Here is a 19,298-nt window from a genome sequence, read left to right as displayed (position 1 = left end):
TTGCTGAATGCTCTGGATGACTAAATATATAAGCCACCAAGGTTTGATCATTTCATGGTTAACAATCGCAAAATGTTCTGCGATTGTCTTAATAAAGGATCTTCTATTGTCTGTAAGCTTCCAATTACTCTGCCTACATCTAAAGTCCGAGTCAAAAGAGTCTTTAAAACTGAAGAAAAAGAAGAGATCTCACCAATTGCAGCTAAACAGACTAAAATTGAACAAAATTATTATATAGAATGGCAAATATCTTATTTAGATGGAGAAAATCTTGTGGAATTCGGCTATCTTCTTAAAGCTTTTTTGGATAGTGGTAAGATTTCAGAAAAAGAAATCTGCACAATTTTAGAGCAAACGATTGAAATTCCAACTTTTGAAGATTCATTCAGAATCGAAAGAGTAAAAGCAGACTCATTCCCGGGCGATTTTAAGATTTTATATGAAAAAACTCCCATTCTAAGACTGGAACTCGAAGATAAGACCTTCATAGATATCGCACTAAAGCACAAACAGCGAGCGGTTGGCTATCAAGCAATGGTATATATCTACATACCGGTAGATAGCGAGTGTATTCGCTGAAGAACCCCTTTTAGGCAGAATAGCCAAAACAAAAGAGATCGTGGAGTGGGAACCCAAAAAAGAACATGTTTTAGCTCTCCTAAAGGCTTTTTTAATAGCTTCCGAGACACATAGACAAGATCTGAAGAGAATAATTTCAGATAAACTTGGGATTTGCAAAGAGTTGCTTAAAAAAGTTACTTAGCCGAAATATACTCGTCAACACTTTTTACAAGGTCTTCAAATTCTTTTTTCGCCAAATCGATTTTGTTATCCCTTAGATTTTTAACCATTTGTATGTATCTGTTCCTTACTTTAATCAGAAAATCCCGAGCTGGAATTGGGACTTTAAGCTTTTTAAGCTCTGATTGAGGAATTGTAACGGTGCCTACACCTCTTTTCATTCTTTCTATCTGTTCTTTTCCAAACTTGCTTTGCATGAAGATCGCCAAGTAGTATGGCATCAGTTCTTTATCCTTCAGTCTTACGATGTAGATCCAGTCATCTGCAACGCCCAGATCATTTTCATCGACCACAACACATGTTCTACCGCTACAACCAACCCCCACACGGACAAAAAGAAGATCTCCTACTCTTACGTGGGCAAATTTTTTATCCATAACGCTTTCTGGTTCTATGAATCTTTCATCTCTGCTAAAATCGAGCCCATATGGGGTTACAACCTTTGCGGAAATGAATCTAAGCCCTTTATCGACAAACTTTCTTTTCATTCCGTATTCTGTCCCACCAGTTCTGATCTTATCTATTAGTTCCTCAAGAGTTCTTACTGGCAAATTCGTCTTAATTTCAGGTTCTTCTCTGTAAAAGCTTGGAGATAAATTTTCAACATTCGGCTCTACCATTTTGCCATACTCATAGGCTTTTTCAGGATTTTTGACGAGCTCTTCAAGTTGTTTGAGATCCTTTAATTCCAATATCAAAACTTTCCCTCTATTGGGCTCTTTTTTGATAAAAAGAATCGAAGTCTTCGAAGTTGTGCCGAGCGTTGATCTAAAAATACCGCGTGGAAGTGAAACTATTGCTATGAGGTTGTAACGCAAAATGAATTTCCTAACATACTCTTCGTTCTTGTTTGCGAGAATGCTCTCGGGAACTATTATTGCAACCATTCCCCCTTCTCTAACAAGTTGGATAAACCTCTCAATGAAAAGGATCTCAATTGCCTGAGAACTTTTGTTTTTCCCAAGCTCATAAAATAAAAGTCGGTTATCTTTGACCCTGCCATACTTTGCACTGAAAGGAGGATTACCTACAGCAAGATCGAAATAGTTTTCTGGAATGGTGGGTTGAAAGAGGCTTTGTCTGATTAATGCATCCATCGTTTCTATTCTTGCAGTCATTTTGACCTTTTCAGGAATTAAATTCAGAACCTTGGGATCTATATCGACGCCCCATAGTTCCTTAAATCCATTTTCTAATAAGCCCAAAAGAAAGACTCCGTCCCCACATGATGGGTCGATGGCGGTCTCTTTTTCCTCCAAAAATAACTTAGAAAATTTTATCATAAAATCGGCTACTGGATAAGGTGTCAGAAACTGTCCGAGGACTTTTTCTTTTTTACTGAAGTGATTTAGACGTTGTTTCATACTGCGGATTGTTCAAGGTCCTTAAACAACTTATATCTGCACTGTTATTTATGCCTATTCATTCCTTTTGCACTCAACTTTAATGGTATCGAAAGTATTAAATGTCTTTCAAAAAGCATTTTGCGTATGGCAAGGACAAAGAAAGTGAAGTCCGCAGCGAAGTTCAGGGCGAGTGCTGGCTTAAGCGTTCGCAGAAAATGGCTTGAAATCGACATTCCCCAAAGGCAGAAGTATGTTTGCAAGAAATGCGGTAAGAGGGCTGTGAAGAGAATAGGCTCAGGTATCTGGGAGTGTAAGAGCTGTGGCTACAAGTTTGCGGGCGGATGCTATTTGCCGTCAACAACAGCAACAAAGATCCTTGAAAAGGAGAAGACTGAAGCGGTGGAGCAATGAGCTACATCTGCGCAATTTGTGGTGCAGAAGTAGACATAGATCCTGATAAGAAGAGAGTGCAGTGCACGATCTGCGGAAATAGGATCCTAAAGAAACCGAGACCACCCGCTAAGAAGAAGAGAGTAAAGGCAATATAACCTTTGCACTATTTTGTTTGTGTTTAAATGCAGAGTAATAAATTCAGGATACGCTGAAGGATCAGCTTTAGTTTCTTCAAAACCCATCTCATTACTTGGCGACATAAACGAGAACGGAGTATTTACAGTCGGAGAGCTAAAAGGAGAATGCGTTGCTAACAGGATTTTGGTATTTCCGTTTGGCAAAGGCTCTACAGTTGGTAGCTACACGCTTTTAAGGCTGAAGAAAAGAAATTTGGCACCACTGGCAATAATCAACAAGGAAACCGAGGCAATAATTGCAGTGGGAGCGGTAATAGCGGGCATTCCTCTCGTTGACAAAGTAGAAGAGGAGTTCTTTTTGAAAGTAAAAACTGGTGATTGGGTAATCGTGAACGCAAACGAAGGATACGTTGAGATAAAATGATCGAAGACTACTTCTATGTCTACGCCTCCGAAAAGCTTAAGGACGGAGTCAGATACTATGTGATCCCCAAAAGAAGCCATGCTGATATCGAAGCTTTTTTAATGCAACTCTCCAGTGAATACGACGTCTCTTTGCGAAAAAGCTATGGAGAACTTTTGCTTGAGATTAGAAAATCGAAGCAGAATTATGTTCCTAATATTATTTTGTTCATTGCAACATTAGCAACCACAACGCTGTTCGGTTCAATGTTCTACGAAGGCTTCAACATTCTCGGTGGGCTTGCATTCTCTGGAGCCATTTTCTTTGTCCTCGGAAGCCATGAGCTTGCTCATTATCTTACCGCAAGAAAATGGGGAATGAGGACTTCGCTTCCTTATTTTATTCCCTTTCCAACCATTATAGGCACTCTTGGAGCGGTGATAAAATACAAGGGTGCAATTCCGAACAGAAGGGCTTTATTCGATGTTGGCATTAGCGGTCCGCTTGCGGGTTGCCTTGCCTCCGTAATTGTGATTTTCATAGGTCTTCAGTTTCCCTACGAAGCAAGAAATGGCGAAAGAATTTTAATAGGAACTCCACTTTTGTTCGACCTTCTGGTTCAGCTGGCTGGGTTCAGTGGAGAATTTATACATCCAATAGCCTTTGCTGGCTGGGTTGGGCTTTTTGTTACCTTTTTCAATTTGCTTCCAGTCGGTCAGCTCGATGGAGGGCATGTAGTTAGAGCAATGATCGGAGAAAAGAGTGAAATAGTTTCAAGAGTAACACCATTCGTTTTAATTCTGCTAAGCATATTCTTTGGCGAGATCTGGCTTTTTTGGGGTCTAATTCTCATGCTTTTTGCCATGCAAAAACATCCGAAGCCACTCGAAGACCACAGGATTGACAAAAAGAGGTTTGCTTTGGGAATCTTTGGCTACCTGATCTTCCTGCTTTGTTTCATCCCGCAGCCATTCAAATTATGATTTCAAAGCCTTTATTCTCTCCACAAATCTGTCAATATCTTTAGCAATTGCCTCTCCCTCGCCTGCAGAATGCCAAACATATTCAACTCTCTCAGGATCGATGCCCAAAGTCTTTAAAGCATTTTTAAGCAGATCAACCCTTTCTTTTGCCTTGTAGTTGCCATATTTGAAATGGCACTCTCCAAGCCTGCATCCCGCTACGAGCACTCCATCAATTCCGAGTTTCAAAGCCTTTAGGATCCAGATCGGGTCAACTCTACCACTGCAAAGAACTCTTATTGTTCTAACATTTGGCTCATACTGCATTTTCAGAGTTCCAGCAAGATCTAATGCGCCATAGGCACAATACCAGCATGCAAATGCCAAAATTAGCGGATCAGCGTTTCTTTCCTCAGCAAGAGCTTCGATCATCGCTTCAATTCCCTCATTGCTGAAGAATCCCATGTCTATGGCTGAAACTGGACATGCTGAGACACAAATTCCGCACATAACGCAGGAGTATGGATCTATGGATGCCTTTTTGTCAACGCTAACCGCTTTAAACTTGCATACACTTTCGCAGATCCTACAGCCAATGCACTTCTCTGGATTAACGAAGGCAAAGAACGGGTCGATCTCGATCTTTTCGCCGAGAACAAGCTTTCCCGCTTTTGCAGAGGCAAGACCAGCGGAAGCTATTGTGTCCTGAATGTCTCTTGGACCGCTTGCACAACCCGCGACAAAAATTCCGCGGACGTTGGTCTCAACTGGGCGAAGCTTTGGATGTGCTATTTCAAAAAATCCGTCTTCGCCAGTTCCAATGCCGAGCATTGTTGCAAGATCGTTCTTAGCCTCCATTGCGGTAGCCAAAACAACGAGATCGAATTCTTCTTCTTCGATTTCCCCAACGAGGGTGTTTTCATAGCTCAGGATTAAATTTTTGCTTTCAGTCTCCATAATCTCTCCGACCTTTCCACGAACAAATCTAACGCCAGAAGCCTGAACTTTTCTAAAAAACTCCTCAAACATTCGCCCAAAAGCTCTTATATCGATGTAGAAAATTGCTACCTCAATTTCAGGATATCTCTCCTTGATTGCATAGGCATTCTTTAAGCTTGCCATACAGCAGACTCTACTGCAGTATTTGTTCGCATTCTCGTCTCTGCTTCCAACGCAAAGAATAAAGGCAACCTTCTTTGGCAAAGTTGAGTCTGAAGGGCGCAAAAGCTTTCCTCTCGTTGGACCGCTCGCAGAAAGAAGTCTCTCGAGTTCCATTAGTGTTATCACATTCTTAAACTTTCCATAGCCATATTCTGGCTTTTTTCTCGGATCAAAGAGCTCGTAGCCCGTGGCAACGATGATTGCTCCGACTTCAATTTCGAGCCTATTGGGTTCCTGATTGAAATCGATAGCCTTTGGCTTACAGGCTTTTTCGCAAAGCCTACAGCCTATGCAGTGATCCCAGTCTACGACTGCGTAGAGTGGTGTTGACTGCGGAAATGGAATATAGATCGCTTTTCTGACGCCAACACCAAAATCGAACTCGCTCGCAACCTCTACTGGGCAAACGGAACTGCAGTCGTCTATACAACCCTTGCATTTCTCCACATCCACGAACCTTGGATGCTGAATGATCTTCAGCTTGAAATTCCCCGCTCCGCCCTCTACTTCTTCAACTTCAGCGTTCGTTATTACTTCTATGTTTTCATTGTTCCAAGCTTCGCTCATCTTTGGTGCTAAAATGCAGATCGAGCAATCGTTGGTGGGAAAAACTTCGTTAAGCAGAGCCATGTGCCCGCCAATGCTTGGAGCCTTTTCTATGAGATAAACCTTTATTCCCATCTCCGCAAGGTTTAAAGCGGACTCGATACCAGCAATTCCTCCACCGATCACCGCAACGCTTTTTTTCGCCTCGACTCTCTTTTTCTCCAATGGCTTATTCTTTCTGAGCTTTGCAACATGCATTCTTATAAGATCTTTAGCCTTCAAAGTTGCACTTCTTGGCTTCTGCTGGTGAACCCATGAACATTGCTCACGTATGTTTGCAATCTCAACCATGTATGGGTTGATCCCAGCTTTTTGAGCGGTTCTGCGAAAGGTTTGCTCATGCAGTTTAGGACTGCACGCAGCAACAACTATGCCGTCGAGCATTTGCTCTTTGATGGCAATCATTATTCTTTCTTGACAGTAATCTGAGCAAGCATAATCAAGATCTTCAGCATGAACAACATCTGGAAGCTGACCCGCATAGTATACAAGTTCTCCAACATTTAAAACACGTGCAATGTTCAGACCACAGTGGCAAATGAAGACGCCTATCCTCATCTCAAAAACCCTTGAGTTTCCCCTTATTTTAAGCTTTCTGAATGCAGACAAATTTTTTAAAATTGAAAAGCACTCAAGATGATGGTCAGAAACATCGGCTTCAAATCCCAGCAAAGGGTTGAGCTCGCTCTTGAAAAAATTTTCAAGAATCTCAGAGTTATCGGAATTGAAGAAGTAGATATTTATAATTGTGCTGGCAGAGTTTTGGCTGAAGACGTTTTTGCAAGCTTTGATCTACCACAATTTGACCGTTCCGCAATGGATGGCTACGCAGTTCTTGCTGAAGATACCTTCGGAGCAAGTGAAGCTAATCCGATTTTGCTAAAGCTGATCGGAGAAGTCAGGGTTGGAGAAGCGCCAACATTAGAAGTAAAAAGCGGTTCTGCGGTGAGAGTATTCACTGGCTCAGCGATACCAAAGGGGGCGAATGCGGTTGTAATGCTCGAATTCACAAAGCTCTCCGGCGACTATGTAGAAGTCTTCAGAAGTGTTCCACCATTCAAAAACGTTTCAAGGGCAGGAGAAGATGTTAAAAAAGGTGAACTTGTGCTCAAGAAGGGAGAGCTCTTACAGCCTCAGGATGCGGGAATTTTAGCTTCCTTGGGATTTAAGAGAGTTAAAGTCTATAAAAAGCCAAGGGTAGCTGTGATCTCAACAGGCAACGAACTTGTTGAGCTTGGAGAAAAGCTTGAGGGGGCAAAGATCTACAACTCGAACAATCCAATGATCTGCAACGCAATTAAGGAACTCGGATTTGAAGCGGTAAGCCTCGGAATTGCCCGAGACGAGGCAAAGCAGATCGAAAATAAGCTCTTTGAAGCTTTAAAATTTGACATGGCGATCTTTACAGGTGGGACTTCAGTCGGAGCTCACGATCTTGTCCCTGAAGTTGTCGCTAAACACGGCGAGATTTTGTTTCACGGTGTAGCCATGAAGCCTGGAATGCCAACCGCATTTGGAATTGTAAGTGGAAAGCCTATTTTCATGCTACCCGGCTCACCTTCAGCCTGCTTGCTTGCATTCGAAACCTTTGTTGTTCCCGCACTTTACAGAATGATGAACGTGCGTTTTTTGGAAAGAAAAGGAGCAACTAAGAAAGGAATTCTCCAGTCCCGTGTTCCCTCAGAGATTGGCGTAAGGAGCTACGTTAGGGTTCGCTGGGATAACGGAAAGGTTTACCCTGTCCGAATTTCAGGTTCAAGCATATTGAGCTCGCTTGTAAAGGCAAACGCTCTCCTCTTGGTGCCAGAAAACTTGGAAGGCTATGAAGCGGGAGAAGAGGTTGAAGTTAGGCTAATAAGGGATCTAACGGAGGTTTTTGAATGAGAAGGGTCTTTAGGGAAGTGGTAAGCCTTGAAAAAGCGAAAGAGGTCTTGTTTCAGTTTTATAAACCAGAACGGAGTGTTGAAGAAGTTGGTATTCTTGAATCCACGGGTAGAGTGCTTGCTGAAGACGTTCGCTCGTGCATAAGCCTACCGCCTTTTGACAGGGCGGTTATGGATGGTTATGCGGTAATAGCTGAAGACACGTTCAATGCTGAGGAGACTAACCCGACAATTCTCAAAGTGGTCGACAGAATTGAAGCGGGAGAGTGGAGTGAAGTTGAAGTGAGCAGAGGTAATGCGGTTGAGGTTGCAACAGGCTCAGCAATGCCAAAGGGGGCGAATGCGGTAGTGATGGTGGAATTTACAAAGGAAAAGGGTGAATTCGTAGAGATCTTTAAATCAGTAGCTCCCGGAGAAAACGTGCTCTTCGCTGGAAGCGATGTGATGGCTGGCGAGGTTGTGCTCAGAAAAGGAAGAAAGATCACCCATAGAGAAGTTGCAATTCTCTCCGCATGTGGAATAAGAAGCGTGAAGGTTTACAGAAAACCAAGGGTAGCTGTGGTCTCTACGGGCAATGAGCTTGTCGAACCCGGGGAAAAGCTTGAAAGGGCAAAGATCTACGATGTCAACTCCTACATGCTTTGCTCAGCAATAGAGGAATGTGGAGGAATTCCAATAAGGCTCGGAATAGTTAGAGATGACGAAAATGAAATCAGAAGTGCAATTTTAAGGGCTTTAGAGCTTTCAGAGCTTGTGTTAACAAGCGGAAGCACTTCAGCGGGCTTTGGAGACATGATGTTCAAGATCCTTTCAGAATTTAAGCCAGGAGTGCTTATTCATGGAATTGCAGTTAAGCCCGGAAAGCCCACGATCATCGCTCTCCACAATGGCAAACCGATCTTTGCACTGCCCGGGTATCCGACATCCGCAATGACGATCTTCGAAGTCTTAGTTGCTCCAATTTTAAGAGAACTTTCTGGACTTAGGAAAGAGAGCAGAAGTTTGAAGGCAAAGCTTGCGGTAAAGATCTTCTCTGAGCCTGGAAGACGGGAGCTTTTGCCTGTCAACGTTGTTTCAACAGTGGAAGGCTACAGAGTTTATCCTGTAGCGGGATCATACAGCGGAATGTTTTCAGCAATTTACGCCACAGACGGCTTCATAGAGATTCCAGAAGAGGTTTTAATGCTCGAAGAGAACGAAGAAGTCGAAGTCAGACTTTACAGCGAAATAAAGCCCGCAGATCCTGTGATCATAGGAAGCCATTGCGTTGGGATCGATCTGATCCTTGAATTCATGCCAGAATTTGAGCCAAAGATTATAAATCTCGGCTCTACAGCGGGAATTTTGGCGGTTAAAAGGCGTGAGGCGGATATAGCGGGAATTCACCTGCTAAGTGAAGACGGGGTATACAATGAAACCGCAATTAGAGAATTTGGAGTTGAGAATGCGGTTCTTGTAAAAGGCTATTTGAGAGAACAGGGGCTAATCGTTGCAAAGGGGAACCCCAAGCAGATCAAAGGCTTTGAGGATCTGCTAAGAGAAGATCTGCGATTCGTGAACAGAAACAAGGGCTCGGGGACGAGAGTTCTTATAGACATGCACCTTCAAGAGATTGCCAAAAAATCTGGAATTGGGTTTGAAGAGCTTAAGAGCGGGATAAGAGGCTATGAAGTTGAAGCTAAAACGCATGATGCGGTAGCGATAGCAGTTGCCAGTGGTAAGGCTGATTTGGGAGTTGGAATTAAAAGCGTAGCAAGCTCATATGGGCTCGACTTCATCCCGCTCAGAGCGGAGGAGTTTGACTTTCTGATCCCCAAGGAAAGGCTAAAAAAAGATTCTGTAAGGCTTTTCTTGAGGGCTTTGGAGAGTGAAGAATTTGCTAAAAAGCTTGAAAAGTTCGAGGGGCTGAGGGTTTACGAAAGGACCGGGGAGATGATCGAGATATGAACGCAAGAATCAGCGAGATCTTTGAGTCCATTCAGGGCGAAGGGATCCTTGTTGGTGTTAGACAGCTATTCATAAGATTCTGTGGCTGTAATCTGAACTGCTATTACTGCGACACACTAAAAGAATCAGAATTTTGCGTGGATCATGTTAATGGAAGGACTTCAAAAAACCCAGTTTCGCTGGAATACGTGCAGAAGATCATAGATTCAGCCAGAGTGCACTCTATAAGCCTAACAGGTGGCGAACCAATGCTTCATGCGGAATTCATAAGATCTTTGCAAAAGATAAAGCCATTTTACCTCGAATCTAACATGAGCTTGCCAGAAAAGGCTAAAAAACTGAAATTCGTTGACTATGTGGCAGGAGATCTGAAGGTTAGAGAGTCCAAGAATGCTGATTATGAAGATCTGCTTGAAAGAACGTTTGAAAGCTTTAAGGTTCTGCGGAACACCCGAAAAAGAAGGACTTTTTGCAAAATTGTTTTGCCTTCCGAGTTCAACACTGAAGAAGTGCTTAACTCAGCGATGCAGATCAAAGACTATGTGGAGTGCTTCGTTCTTCAGCCCGTATTTGGCTCCAGACTCGAAAATATATTTAAACTGCAAAGCAAAATGATCGAATTCGGTGACACGAGAGTGATCCCGCAGGTTCACAAGTTCCTCGGGGTGAGATGATGAAGATGGTCGTTGGAGTTTCGGAGAGCTTTAGTGCAGCTCATTCGATTCCCGGGCATAAGAAGTGCGGTAAAGTTCACGGGCACAACTTCGTTGTTAGCGTCGAAGTAGAAGGTGAACTCAAGAACGGAATGGTTATCGACTTCTTTGAGCTAAAGACGCATTTGAGGGAAGTTCTTGAGAAATTTGATCACCGCATGCTAAACGAATTGATAGAAGTCCCCACCTCTGAGAACATCGCCTTGCACGTCTTCAAAGAGCTTAAAGCGAGGGGTTTGAACGTTGTAAGAGTTAGAGTGTCGGAGAACGTGGACAAGTGGGCGGAAATAAGAGCTTGAAGATTATTTTTAAACCCAACTAATTTTATTATGGAAGTCGAAAAATACCTGCAGATCTTCGAAAATGTTGCGAAGCGAAAAGGCTGGAAATTGAATCCCGACAAGGAAATTTTGTTAGAATTCGCAAGGGGTTTAATCGAAAATAGAAAAAGATACGGCTTAGCCATTTGCCCTTGCAGACTCGCAACCGGTAAAAGGGAAATTGACAGAATGATCGTTTGCCCATGTGTTTATGCGGAAGAAGACATAAGAACATACGGAAGATGTTATTGCGGGCTCTACCAGAGAGATGAGGGGAATTTTGAGTCCATTGCAGTCCCAGACAGGCATGCAAAGTATTATTTGGGCTAAACCGGAAAAGTGTTAAATACTTCTTTTCCAAATTTTTGGCATGAAAGTCTTGATCGTAGGCGGTGGAGCTGCCGGAATGAGTGCTGCGTCGAGAATAAAGGTAATTAAGCCAGAATGGGACGTAAAGGTCTTTGAAGAGACAAGCCTTGTAAGCCATGCTCCATGCGGTATTCCATACGTTGTTGAAGGAATTAGCAAGGCTGAGAAGCTCGTGTATTATCCGCCCGATTTCTTCAGGAGGGAGAGGGGGATAGATGTTCGGACAAATGCGAAGGTTGTTGAGGCTGGTGAGGGTTATTTACGGGTTAGAGAGAACGGAAAGGAAAGCAAATATGAGTGGGACAAGCTTCTGATCGCTACTGGAGCTCTGCCAAAGCTTCCAAAGGTTAGCGGTGTGGAGCTTGAGAACGTGGTAACGATAAGACATCCCGCAAATGCTGAAAGGCTTAAAAGAATGGTAGATCAGGCTAATAAGATTGTGATCGTTGGCGCTGGTTACATTGGCTTGGAGATGGCTGAAGCGGTCGCAAGTCTTGGAAAGAAAACCACAGTTATTGAATTTCTCGACCAGCCATTGCCAAATCTCGACAAAGACATGGCGGAAATTGTAAAGGCTGAGCTCGAAAAGAGAGTTGAATTGAGGCTTAACGAGGGGGTTAAAGCCTTTGAAGGCAAAGATCGGGTTGAGAGAGTTGTTACGGACAAGGGTAGCTATGAGTGCGACCTTGCAATTGTCGCTACAGGCGTTAGGCCAAATGTTGAAATTGCCAAAATGCTGGGCTGTAAGCTTGGAGAAACTGGAGCTATTTGGGTTGATGAAAAGATGAGAACAAGCGTTGAAAACGTTTTCTCTGCTGGAGATTGTGCAGAAACAAGGCATTTGATTACTGGAAAAAGAGTCTGGATTCCTCTTGGACCATCTGCGAACAAGATGGGCTACGTTGCTGGAGTAAATATGGCTGGTGGCGTCTTGGAATTTCCAGGAGTCCTTGGAACCCAGCTAACGAAGTTCTTTGATCTCGAAATAGGTTCCACAGGGCTAACCGAGAAAACTGCGAGGGCGGAGGGATTCAATGCCAAGAGTGTTAAGATCAAGGCTAAAACGAGAGTGCATTATTATCCCGGCGCAAAGGACTTAACGCTGAAGGTTGTTGCGGACAGCGACGGGAGAATTCTTGGGGCTCAGGCAATCGGTGGCGAGGTTGCAATGAGGATCAACGTATTTGCGGTGATGATCCAAGCGGGATTTAAGGCTAAAGACGTCTTTTTCAGCGATTTAGCCTATGCTCCGCCATTGACGCCAATCTGGGATCCAATAATAGTTTCTGCAAGGGCTCTCAGGTTTTAAACTTCATATCGAGTTGATTCAAAATTTTTTCTATTTCAGCCCTTGTTTCTTCGATTTCTCTGTCAGTTCTAACAATATGCCAGCCGTTGAGAATTTTCAAGGCTTTTTCTCTCACTTTTCTCAAATCATCGATGTTCTCGAACATTTCTTTGTTTTCCCTACTTGCAATTCTCTGCGCTAAAACCTCCGGTTCAGCATCGAGGAAGAACATGTATTCTGAAGTGGGCAAAATGGTTGAGAAGAACTTATAAAGAATTTTTGAAAGCGAAAAGGGCAGATAAAAAACGCCACCGAGATAGCGAACAAAGATAACGTTATCCGCTTTTTTATAGTATCTTAGCAAGGAGTTCATCACATCGAGGAAATAGAAGATCGATGCCTTCAGGTGATTGATCTTTCCTCTGCCTAAAAGGCTCTCTTTTGCCTTTCTACCGAAATAGGAATCGCTTGGATGCGTTCTAACGATAACGCTCTCTCCCATTGCTTTATACCTCTCAGCTATGAATTTTGCATGCGTATCCTTGCCCGCTCCATCAAGTCCATCGACAACGATAAACCTCATAGCATCACGTAAAGCAAGGCTATTGCGATTGAAACGCTCAGATTGTCAAGCCCCTTTGGAGTTATGGCTTCTATGATCGTTGCAATGATTGCGAGAGGTAAAATAATAAGGCTAACTTCTCCAATGTAGTAAATCTGAATGACCGCAAACATCGCAACGCTTGCCAAAAACATTGCAAGGCTCCCTTCAAGACTTTTTGTCGCTCCAAAAATGCTGAACTTTCTTTTTCCATATTTTGTGCCGATCAGCGAGGCAAAGCCGTCTCCATAGGACATTGCGACGATGCCCATCGAAATCGCATCGGGTCTTTCAAACAAAAAGAAAGCAAGGATTGTCCATGCAATTGAGTAGTAGAAAAGACCCAAGGCATGTCCAGAGAGCGTTGTTTTGCTTTGAATTCTTATCGGCGAGTATGGGCTCATGAAAAAAGTTAAGATCACGAAGGGAAAAGCTGCAAGAAAAGTCATCACCTCGCGGGACTCGAAGAATGGTAAAAGGAAGGCGATGTTGCCGACCATTATGTGCAGAAATTTTCTGCCAATCAGCTCATTTTTTATTGCCCCCTCAGAGATCAGCACGAGAAAGCCTACGTAAATGTAAACTGAAAGCAGGGGAATTAGATCATTCATCGCTCTTGGTTAAGCATGAGAGTATAAATTTTTCCAAATTAAGCTCGAAATTCTTTTTAGGATAAAATATAAAATAAAAATTAAAAATTAAGAAAGGCTGTTGATATTTATTTCCGCAATTAGTCTTCCATCTCGGTCCGATTTCCTTTCCACGACTTTTTCAACTCCCCCGCGGATTTCAACAACCTCATAACTGTAATCCCAACCTATGCCTATTTTCGCAAGCAGAATCTGGTAAAATCCTCCCTGACATTTCGAAGTGTCAATTGTTACAGTCGAGTAAGTCCATGATTTCGTAAAGCTCGTTTCCTTTGATGGCAACACTTTGCAATCCGCTCCAATATCGTAATAAGTCACGGTATATCTTACGTTGCTTATGGTGTATAAAACGTAGCCATTCGAAGTCTCTTCCCGCCAAGTTGTCCCAAGGCTGAACTCATGCTTGGGCGTGATTTCTATTTGAGTTGGCATCGAAGCACTGCTAACAAAAATTTGCGCATTAAGGGAGTTTCCAAAGTAAGAATGGGCTTTTCCGAGCGACGACTTCTCTATTGGTCCAGCTATTGAACCTTCAATATTTACCTTAAGATTGTTTTTGCCCACTGAATAAGTTTCCGAGAAGGAAATTGGAACGCTCTGAGCTTTTATAGCCTTTGCAGTAACGTTAAAAGCAACTTCACTTGCTTTTTCGCCTGAAACAACGATGTAGACAGCATCTTTCTCTGAAACCTTGACCATTACAGGGCGATTGACTGCGTTAATCGTTCCAATCAATTTTTCTTTGCCTCTTTCATTTCCTTCAAGCAGATATACTCTCGCTGAAACCTGACTGTCGATGCCAGAGGTTGCGGTGATCGCTATATCTCGAGACTTCAGCTCCTTCGGCACATCGCAAGTTATGCCAACGACTTTGGAAGAATAAGGCTTATCAATTTTTACCTTGACGTCCTTAGAACCACCTTCAGCGGAGAAATGCATGGCTGTGGAGATCATACTTGAAGGATACGTGCTGCCAGAAACTTTTATTGGACTATTTTTATTGAATAGCAAGTAATCAATAAACCTCGAATACTCCGTAAGCAGTGAAGACCTGTAGTTCTTAGCCAGATACTCGTCAAGGGCTTTTTCGACGCCAACTATAGCGTAGCGTTCCTTTACAGCATTCCAAAGTGAGCTGAATTGAACTCCACCTCTTACAAGCCAATCTACAAAGAATGCGGTTGCGTATTCGTGATTTCCGTCGACAGTTGATAGAGGCAATTCAGAGTAGTTCTGCTTTATTCCACTTCCCATCTCACCTGTTTTAAAAGCAAGCTTGTCAGCTACGTAATCTGCGGTGGCTTCAATCCACCATCTCTGCATGCTCATTCGAAATATGTTCATTTCCTGATTCTGGAAGAGATGGAAAAGTTCGTGTGCAATTTCGTGCTTTGTTGCGTTATCTATAGCTCTTAGTGCTAATTATTATGTTTCCAGTGAATGGAGTGTAGTGGGACTCTTCCGCATCGATAACGTAAACGGAGATCTTGTTCTTTGGTGGCGTGAAACCCTCTTTGACGTAAATATTGTAGGCATCTTCAAGAAGTTCTCTAACTTTTGCAACATATCCATAAATCTCTCTCGCACCCAAACCCGCAGCTTGCGAGGAATCGTAAAACCTAATCGTAAAATGAGGCGAGGTTGCTACTACGTAGTCTTCAACCCCTATGAGAGCCCAGAGCGAGAAGTGATCTGTTTTAACAACTATTTTCTTCTCTGCAGTGTTTACTTCGAACGGAACTTCTACATATACTTTACCAATTTCATCGTAGTATGCAACAACGTATTTTTCTTCGAGCGTCTTGTTCGATTTACTTCCTTTTTCCAGTTCTGTAACGTTGAACTCTATTAAAACTGGTTTATTGAAAGATTCAGCATTTGATAAGAGCTCATATGAAACCAAGACTTTTCCAATCTGTGGTTTTGGAGTTTGAGAAGGTTTGGCTATCTCAACTTTCTGCGTTGAAGAAAAAGTGTTTTCTGCAATCCTTACCGAGAAAGAGCTGTCAGGCAAAGAAATCGTTGCTCCTTCTGCAGAAATTTCCTTTGAAACCAAGACTTCCTTTTGACTTCCGACACAACCGCTTAAGAAAAGAGAAATCACTACGAGTCCCAACAAAACCAGTTCTCTTATCATTCACCTATTTTTGATTTCAAAGCATTCGATTTCCGAATACATATACCTTGCGCAGTTGTTCTGGGAATAGAAAACGCACAGCAAAGTCGATTGCAGTTTTAAAGCCTAATTAAACCAATTTAACACCTCTGGCTTTTGCGATTTCCAGAATTCTTCTATAGCTTTCGTTTTTAGCAATATGGAGGTGCAAAACAATTCCCAGATTCAACAAAGAAATCATTTCATCTTCAAGTAATTCAAACCAGTCCACTTTTTCCTTTGGAACGATCAGAAGATCCAGATCCGATTCATCTGTGACACCAAAACCATCGACGATGGAACCAAAAACGTAGGCTTCAAGAGCTTTTCCGCGGAGCTTTTTCCTTATAGATTCAACGATGTCGGCAACGTCGTTTAAACTCAGGGTTTTAATCATACCAGCCCCCTCAAAGCTCTATAAACTTCTTCAACGATCTCGAGATCTTTTTCTTCTACACTTAAGATCACCCCATAATCACCGCTCTCTCTCAGGCTCTGCAGCCTTGATATAAGGCCAATAACCTTCTCATGAACTCCGAGCTGCTCTCTCATTTTCCAAATGCGGGCAATTAAACCTGAGTGAGTCTTCGGAATCTCGATCCCATTTTTTAAAAGAATAGCATAACACAGATGAATTATCGCATAGTGTCTGCTTGAAATCGCATCCTGGATCAATCCCTCTTTTTTAAGGATCAGGAACGCCTTGTAGGCATTTTCAGCCCTTTGAACGTGGAGTTCGTATTCCACAAAAAGAGTTTGCAAAAAAGTTTATAGATTTTTTGTTCAGTGATTGATAAAATTCTGACAAAATTTAAAACGAAAAATTTTTATTTTATTAACACTCCTTTAAGCTGGTGATTTCCATGAGAATTGGGGCGCTCTTAGCTCTATTGTTTCTTAGCCTCGCTCCAGTTCTTGCTGTTGGTGTAGAATTCGGAGCATTTCATAATATATTGTCCTCTAAATATCTATCGAAGGTATGCTTCTCGAGAGGAGAATTATTGCTTTTCACTCAAAGAAATAAAACATAATAGCATCATAAACAAACTCTACGAAAAATTTAAATAGGGGGTATTAAACTAAAAAATTTAGGGAGTTAAGGATGTTAGGGGGTGGCTTTATGAGCCCACAATTTAGGTCTCTAATTGGTTTGGTGTTAATTTTGGTTGTTTTATTGGGTTTACATAGTAAATCCGATGCCTACATCTTTCCTCCAGTGAGTTCTCCAAGCTCATCCCCCCCTATGCAGGTATTGGGGGTTGGTGGAACTACTCTATCCTTAGCGAGCGGTCAATCTGCTTATTATTACCAGTACATCAACACCGGTGAGAAGATTAAAGTTGAAGCAAAAAATTTTACGGGAGGAACAGTCTGTATATATATCTCGGAATATATTACTGACACAACATTGGCGTTTAAATGTGGTTCAACTTCTCCCATTTCAGTAGAATACGAAGAGAAAAGTGCATCCCGAGCGTTGAACATAGTTGCAAAGGTTACAAGTTCTCAATCAACCGTAAACATGCATTTAACATGGACAAAATATGTTTATAGTGTGCTTGTATGGGTGGACAAAGAGGATGGAAGAAAAAAAGAGGTACCGATTTTTTTGAGTTATGGGCAAAAAGTTGAAGGGACACTGAAGACTTACAATGAAAATGATAATTGGTATAAGTTAAATAGCTGGCCTGGAAATAAACTGTATTGGGATAAAACCGGGGTCGTCTCTCTTATTGGTTCAACTTCAACAGACTTTGATATTGAGATATATAAAGGGGATGGCAGCAGCCTTATAGCTTACAATTACTCCACCAATTATCCAACATATGTTATGGTGAGGTATCAAAATTATCCATTTCTCATTAGAGTTTATCCTTATGTTCTCTCTACAAAAAATGAATATAGTCTTTCGGTAGGTTTTATGGACATACAAAATTACTCTCCATCTACGATATCCGTAAAACCTGGGAAAAACTTTACGATCAGCTATTTAATTAATAGTAGCGTGATTCACGATATCCCAATAGTTTTGGGTGCGACCATTAAAAAGAGTGATGAGGCAAACGTCTTCTATCATGACCCTGGAAATGATACTACTGTAATAGTTCCAAACGGGGTGTCTACGAAATCGAGAAACTTTTATGTTCCAAAGGATGCTAGACTTGGGACTTATGACCTTGAACTCGGTCTTTATGGCGTAAAATATTCCAATGGTTCCGTAGATTACAATTTTGACTGGAAAAACTACTCAAAAGTTGTAAAAGTGGAAGTTCCGAGCAATCCTGAAATAACCTATGCTTCAGCAAGTCCAAATACTTTAGCTCCAGGAGATTCGACGAATTTGACGATAAAGTGGATTTTCTACAATGCATGTAGCGGCGGTTGTATGGTTTATGCCAACGCATTTGGAAGTTGGGCGAAAACAACGGAGTTGTGTAAAATATATGGTGGTGTAGATGGTAATTACGGGAACGAGCAAACAAAAACTTGTACAATTGGACTTCCACAAGACATAACTCCCGGAACTCATTATATAAGAGTGGGGTTCTGTTACGCATACTCCTATGCTTCAAGTTATGACAGTTTAGCCGGGTGCACTTATAGGGATATACCAATTACTGTTAAGAAAATCAATACAACGATATACATGTCCCCAATGAGTTTTACAATTAATTCAGGGGGAGAGAAAAATTTTATCGCTCAGTTGAAGGATGAAAATTCAAACCCAATTGCTAACAAGCCAATATACTTCAGTTGTAGCATAGAAGGCGGAGAGTGCATTTGTTCTCCACCCTACTTCACTACAGGATCTGATGGTTATGCGATTTCGACATGTTCCGCAATTGCAAGCTATAATACATCGATGTCAGTAACAGCATCTTTTCCAGGGGATTACCGATATTCGCCATCTTCAGTTAGAGCTAACGGTTCTGTTGTTATTCCTCCTCCTCAGACATATCAGATAACAGTAAACCCCAATGGTGGAAGAATTTACGTTGATGGGTCTCCGATAACGACAACCACTACTTATAACTGGAATTCTGGTTCAACACATACACTTGATCCAGATTCTGGCTACGAAGCAGCTTCAGGAGTAAAGAAGATCTTTACGCAATGGTCAGACGGAAGCACCGCAGATCCGAGAACAATAACGGTAACTTCTTCGGCGACTTACACTGCAAACTGGAAAGACCAGTATAAGCTTACTATATCAGTTTCTCCAAGTGGAGCTGGAACTACGAATCCACCAATCGGTAGTTATTGGTATGATCAGGGAACCCAAGTTACAGTGACTGCAACTGCATCTTCTGGTTACATATTCGATCACTGGGAACTCGATGGTAACAATGTCGGAACATCTCCAAGTTATACTGTTACCATGAATGCTCCTCACAATTTAGTTGCGGTGTTCAGAAGTCAAACACCCACTATTTCGATAACAGTAAACCCCAATGGTGGAAGAATTTACGTTGATGGGTCTCCGATAACGACAACCACTACTTATAACTGGAATTCTGGTTCAACACATACACTTGATCCAGATTCTGGCTACGAAGCAGCTT

General features: G+C 42.1%; 20 protein-coding genes. 12 read left to right on the top strand and 8 right to left on the bottom strand.

All coding sequences use genetic code 11. From position 1 onward, the window contains the following. Positions 1 to 273: 273 nt before the first annotated feature. A complete protein-coding gene (locus QXI54_02855) occupies positions 274 to 579 on the top strand; it encodes a hypothetical protein (GenBank protein MEM0302094.1) in 306 nt (101 codons plus the stop codon). Positions 580 to 755: 176 nt separating this feature from the next. Here the strand turns inward: QXI54_02855 and QXI54_02850 are convergent, their stop codons facing one another. Beyond that, positions 756 to 2,165 (bottom strand): N-6 DNA methylase, encoded by a 1,410-nt coding sequence (locus QXI54_02850; protein ID MEM0302093.1) that lies wholly within the window; start codon positions 2,163 to 2,165, stop codon positions 756 to 758. 126 nt (positions 2,166 to 2,291) lie between these two features. Here QXI54_02850 and rpl37A point away from each other — a divergent pair, with 126 nt between their 5' ends. From rpl37A to QXI54_02830, 4 genes are read left to right on the top strand one after another with little or no spacing between them, the layout of a single operon-like run. Further along, positions 2,292 to 2,558, top strand: a complete 267-nt coding sequence (gene rpl37A / locus QXI54_02845) for a 50S ribosomal protein L37Ae (GenBank protein MEM0302092.1) — start codon at positions 2,292 to 2,294, stop codon at positions 2,556 to 2,558. Continuing rightward, complete coding sequence (locus QXI54_02840; GenBank protein MEM0302091.1) at positions 2,555 to 2,695, top strand: DNA-directed RNA polymerase subunit P; 141 nt, start codon at positions 2,555 to 2,557, stop codon at positions 2,693 to 2,695. Before rpl37A ends, QXI54_02840 begins: the two co-directional genes overlap by 4 nt. Positions 2,696 to 2,714: 19 nt before the next feature. Continuing rightward, the gene (locus QXI54_02835) at positions 2,715 to 3,101 is read left to right on the top strand and encodes a DUF126 domain-containing protein (GenBank protein MEM0302090.1); all 387 of its coding nucleotides are present in this window, start codon (positions 2,715 to 2,717) and stop codon (positions 3,099 to 3,101) included. After that, on the top strand, positions 3,098 to 4,063 hold the full coding sequence (locus QXI54_02830; GenBank protein ID MEM0302089.1) for a site-2 protease family protein: 966 nt from the start codon (positions 3,098 to 3,100) through the stop codon (positions 4,061 to 4,063). The genes QXI54_02835 and QXI54_02830 overlap by 4 nt, the downstream gene beginning before the upstream one ends. Here QXI54_02830 and hdrA2 read toward each other — a convergent pair. Continuing rightward, a complete protein-coding gene (hdrA2, locus tag QXI54_02825) occupies positions 4,058 to 6,367 on the bottom strand; it encodes a CoB-CoM heterodisulfide reductase HdrA2 (GenBank protein ID MEM0302088.1) in 2,310 nt (769 codons plus the stop codon). The genes QXI54_02830 and hdrA2 overlap by 6 nt on opposite strands. Positions 6,368 to 6,448: 81 nt before the next feature. On the opposite strand from hdrA2, the gene QXI54_02820 reads away from it, so the two are divergent. The 6 genes from QXI54_02820 to QXI54_02795 are packed head-to-tail and all read left to right on the top strand — an operon-like array spanning position 6,449 to position 12,350. Beyond that, a complete protein-coding gene (locus QXI54_02820; protein ID MEM0302087.1) occupies positions 6,449 to 7,693 on the top strand; it encodes a molybdopterin molybdotransferase MoeA in 1,245 nt (414 codons plus the stop codon). Then, positions 7,690 to 9,639: a molybdopterin biosynthesis protein gene (locus tag QXI54_02815; protein MEM0302086.1), complete on the top strand. Its 1,950-nt coding sequence runs from the start codon at positions 7,690 to 7,692 to the stop codon at positions 9,637 to 9,639. Before QXI54_02820 ends, QXI54_02815 begins: the two co-directional genes overlap by 4 nt. Continuing rightward, the gene (locus tag QXI54_02810) at positions 9,636 to 10,313 is read left to right on the top strand and encodes a 7-carboxy-7-deazaguanine synthase QueE (protein ID MEM0302085.1); all 678 of its coding nucleotides are present in this window, start codon (positions 9,636 to 9,638) and stop codon (positions 10,311 to 10,313) included. Before QXI54_02815 ends, QXI54_02810 begins: the two co-directional genes overlap by 4 nt. Beyond that, positions 10,313 to 10,651: a 6-carboxytetrahydropterin synthase QueD gene (gene queD, locus QXI54_02805; protein MEM0302084.1), complete on the top strand. Its 339-nt coding sequence runs from the start codon at positions 10,313 to 10,315 to the stop codon at positions 10,649 to 10,651. The genes QXI54_02810 and queD overlap by 1 nt, the downstream gene beginning before the upstream one ends. Positions 10,652 to 10,681: 30 nt before the next feature. After that, positions 10,682 to 11,002 carry a ferredoxin-thioredoxin reductase catalytic domain-containing protein gene (locus tag QXI54_02800; protein ID MEM0302083.1) on the top strand — a complete coding sequence of 107 codons (321 nt, stop codon included), beginning with the start codon at positions 10,682 to 10,684 and terminating at the stop codon, positions 11,000 to 11,002. Positions 11,003 to 11,042: 40 nt separating this feature from the next. Next, on the top strand, positions 11,043 to 12,350 hold the full coding sequence (locus QXI54_02795; protein ID MEM0302082.1) for an FAD-dependent oxidoreductase: 1,308 nt from the start codon (positions 11,043 to 11,045) through the stop codon (positions 12,348 to 12,350). On the opposite strand, the gene QXI54_02790 is transcribed toward QXI54_02795, so the two are convergent. The 6 genes from QXI54_02790 to QXI54_02765 form a co-directional block, all read right to left on the bottom strand. Beyond that, on the bottom strand, positions 12,340 to 12,912 hold the full coding sequence (locus QXI54_02790) for a hypothetical protein (protein ID MEM0302081.1): 573 nt from the start codon (positions 12,910 to 12,912) through the stop codon (positions 12,340 to 12,342). The genes QXI54_02795 and QXI54_02790 overlap by 11 nt on opposite strands. Then, a complete protein-coding gene (locus QXI54_02785) occupies positions 12,909 to 13,541 on the bottom strand; it encodes an SEC59/DGK1/VTE5 family protein (protein ID MEM0302080.1) in 633 nt (210 codons plus the stop codon). The genes QXI54_02790 and QXI54_02785 overlap by 4 nt, the downstream gene beginning before the upstream one ends. An 87-nt stretch (positions 13,542 to 13,628) precedes the next feature. Then, positions 13,629 to 14,924, bottom strand: coding sequence for a hypothetical protein (locus QXI54_02780; GenBank protein MEM0302079.1), 1,296 nt, complete (start codon positions 14,922 to 14,924; stop codon positions 13,629 to 13,631). Positions 14,925 to 14,979: 55 nt separating this feature from the next. Then, complete coding sequence (locus tag QXI54_02775) at positions 14,980 to 15,717, bottom strand: hypothetical protein (GenBank protein ID MEM0302078.1); 738 nt, start codon at positions 15,715 to 15,717, stop codon at positions 14,980 to 14,982. 109 nt (positions 15,718 to 15,826) lie between these two features. Continuing rightward, the gene (locus tag QXI54_02770; GenBank protein MEM0302077.1) at positions 15,827 to 16,132 is read right to left on the bottom strand and encodes a nucleotidyltransferase domain-containing protein; all 306 of its coding nucleotides are present in this window, start codon (positions 16,130 to 16,132) and stop codon (positions 15,827 to 15,829) included. Further along, the gene (locus QXI54_02765; GenBank protein MEM0302076.1) at positions 16,129 to 16,482 is read right to left on the bottom strand and encodes a HEPN domain-containing protein; all 354 of its coding nucleotides are present in this window, start codon (positions 16,480 to 16,482) and stop codon (positions 16,129 to 16,131) included. Before QXI54_02765 ends, QXI54_02770 begins: the two co-directional genes overlap by 4 nt. Positions 16,483 to 16,855: 373 nt before the next feature. Here QXI54_02765 and QXI54_02760 point away from each other — a divergent pair. Further along, the coding region (locus QXI54_02760) for a hypothetical protein (protein ID MEM0302075.1) at positions 16,856 to 19,298 on the top strand (2,443 nt) is incomplete at its 3' end.

It is taken from the genome of Archaeoglobaceae archaeon (genome assembly GCA_038734275.1).
Taxonomy (GTDB): domain Archaea; phylum Halobacteriota; class Archaeoglobi; order Archaeoglobales; family Archaeoglobaceae; genus WYZ-LMO2.
The sequence above is the reverse complement of the archived record's forward strand: the minus strand, read 5'-3'. Positions and strand labels throughout refer to the sequence as shown.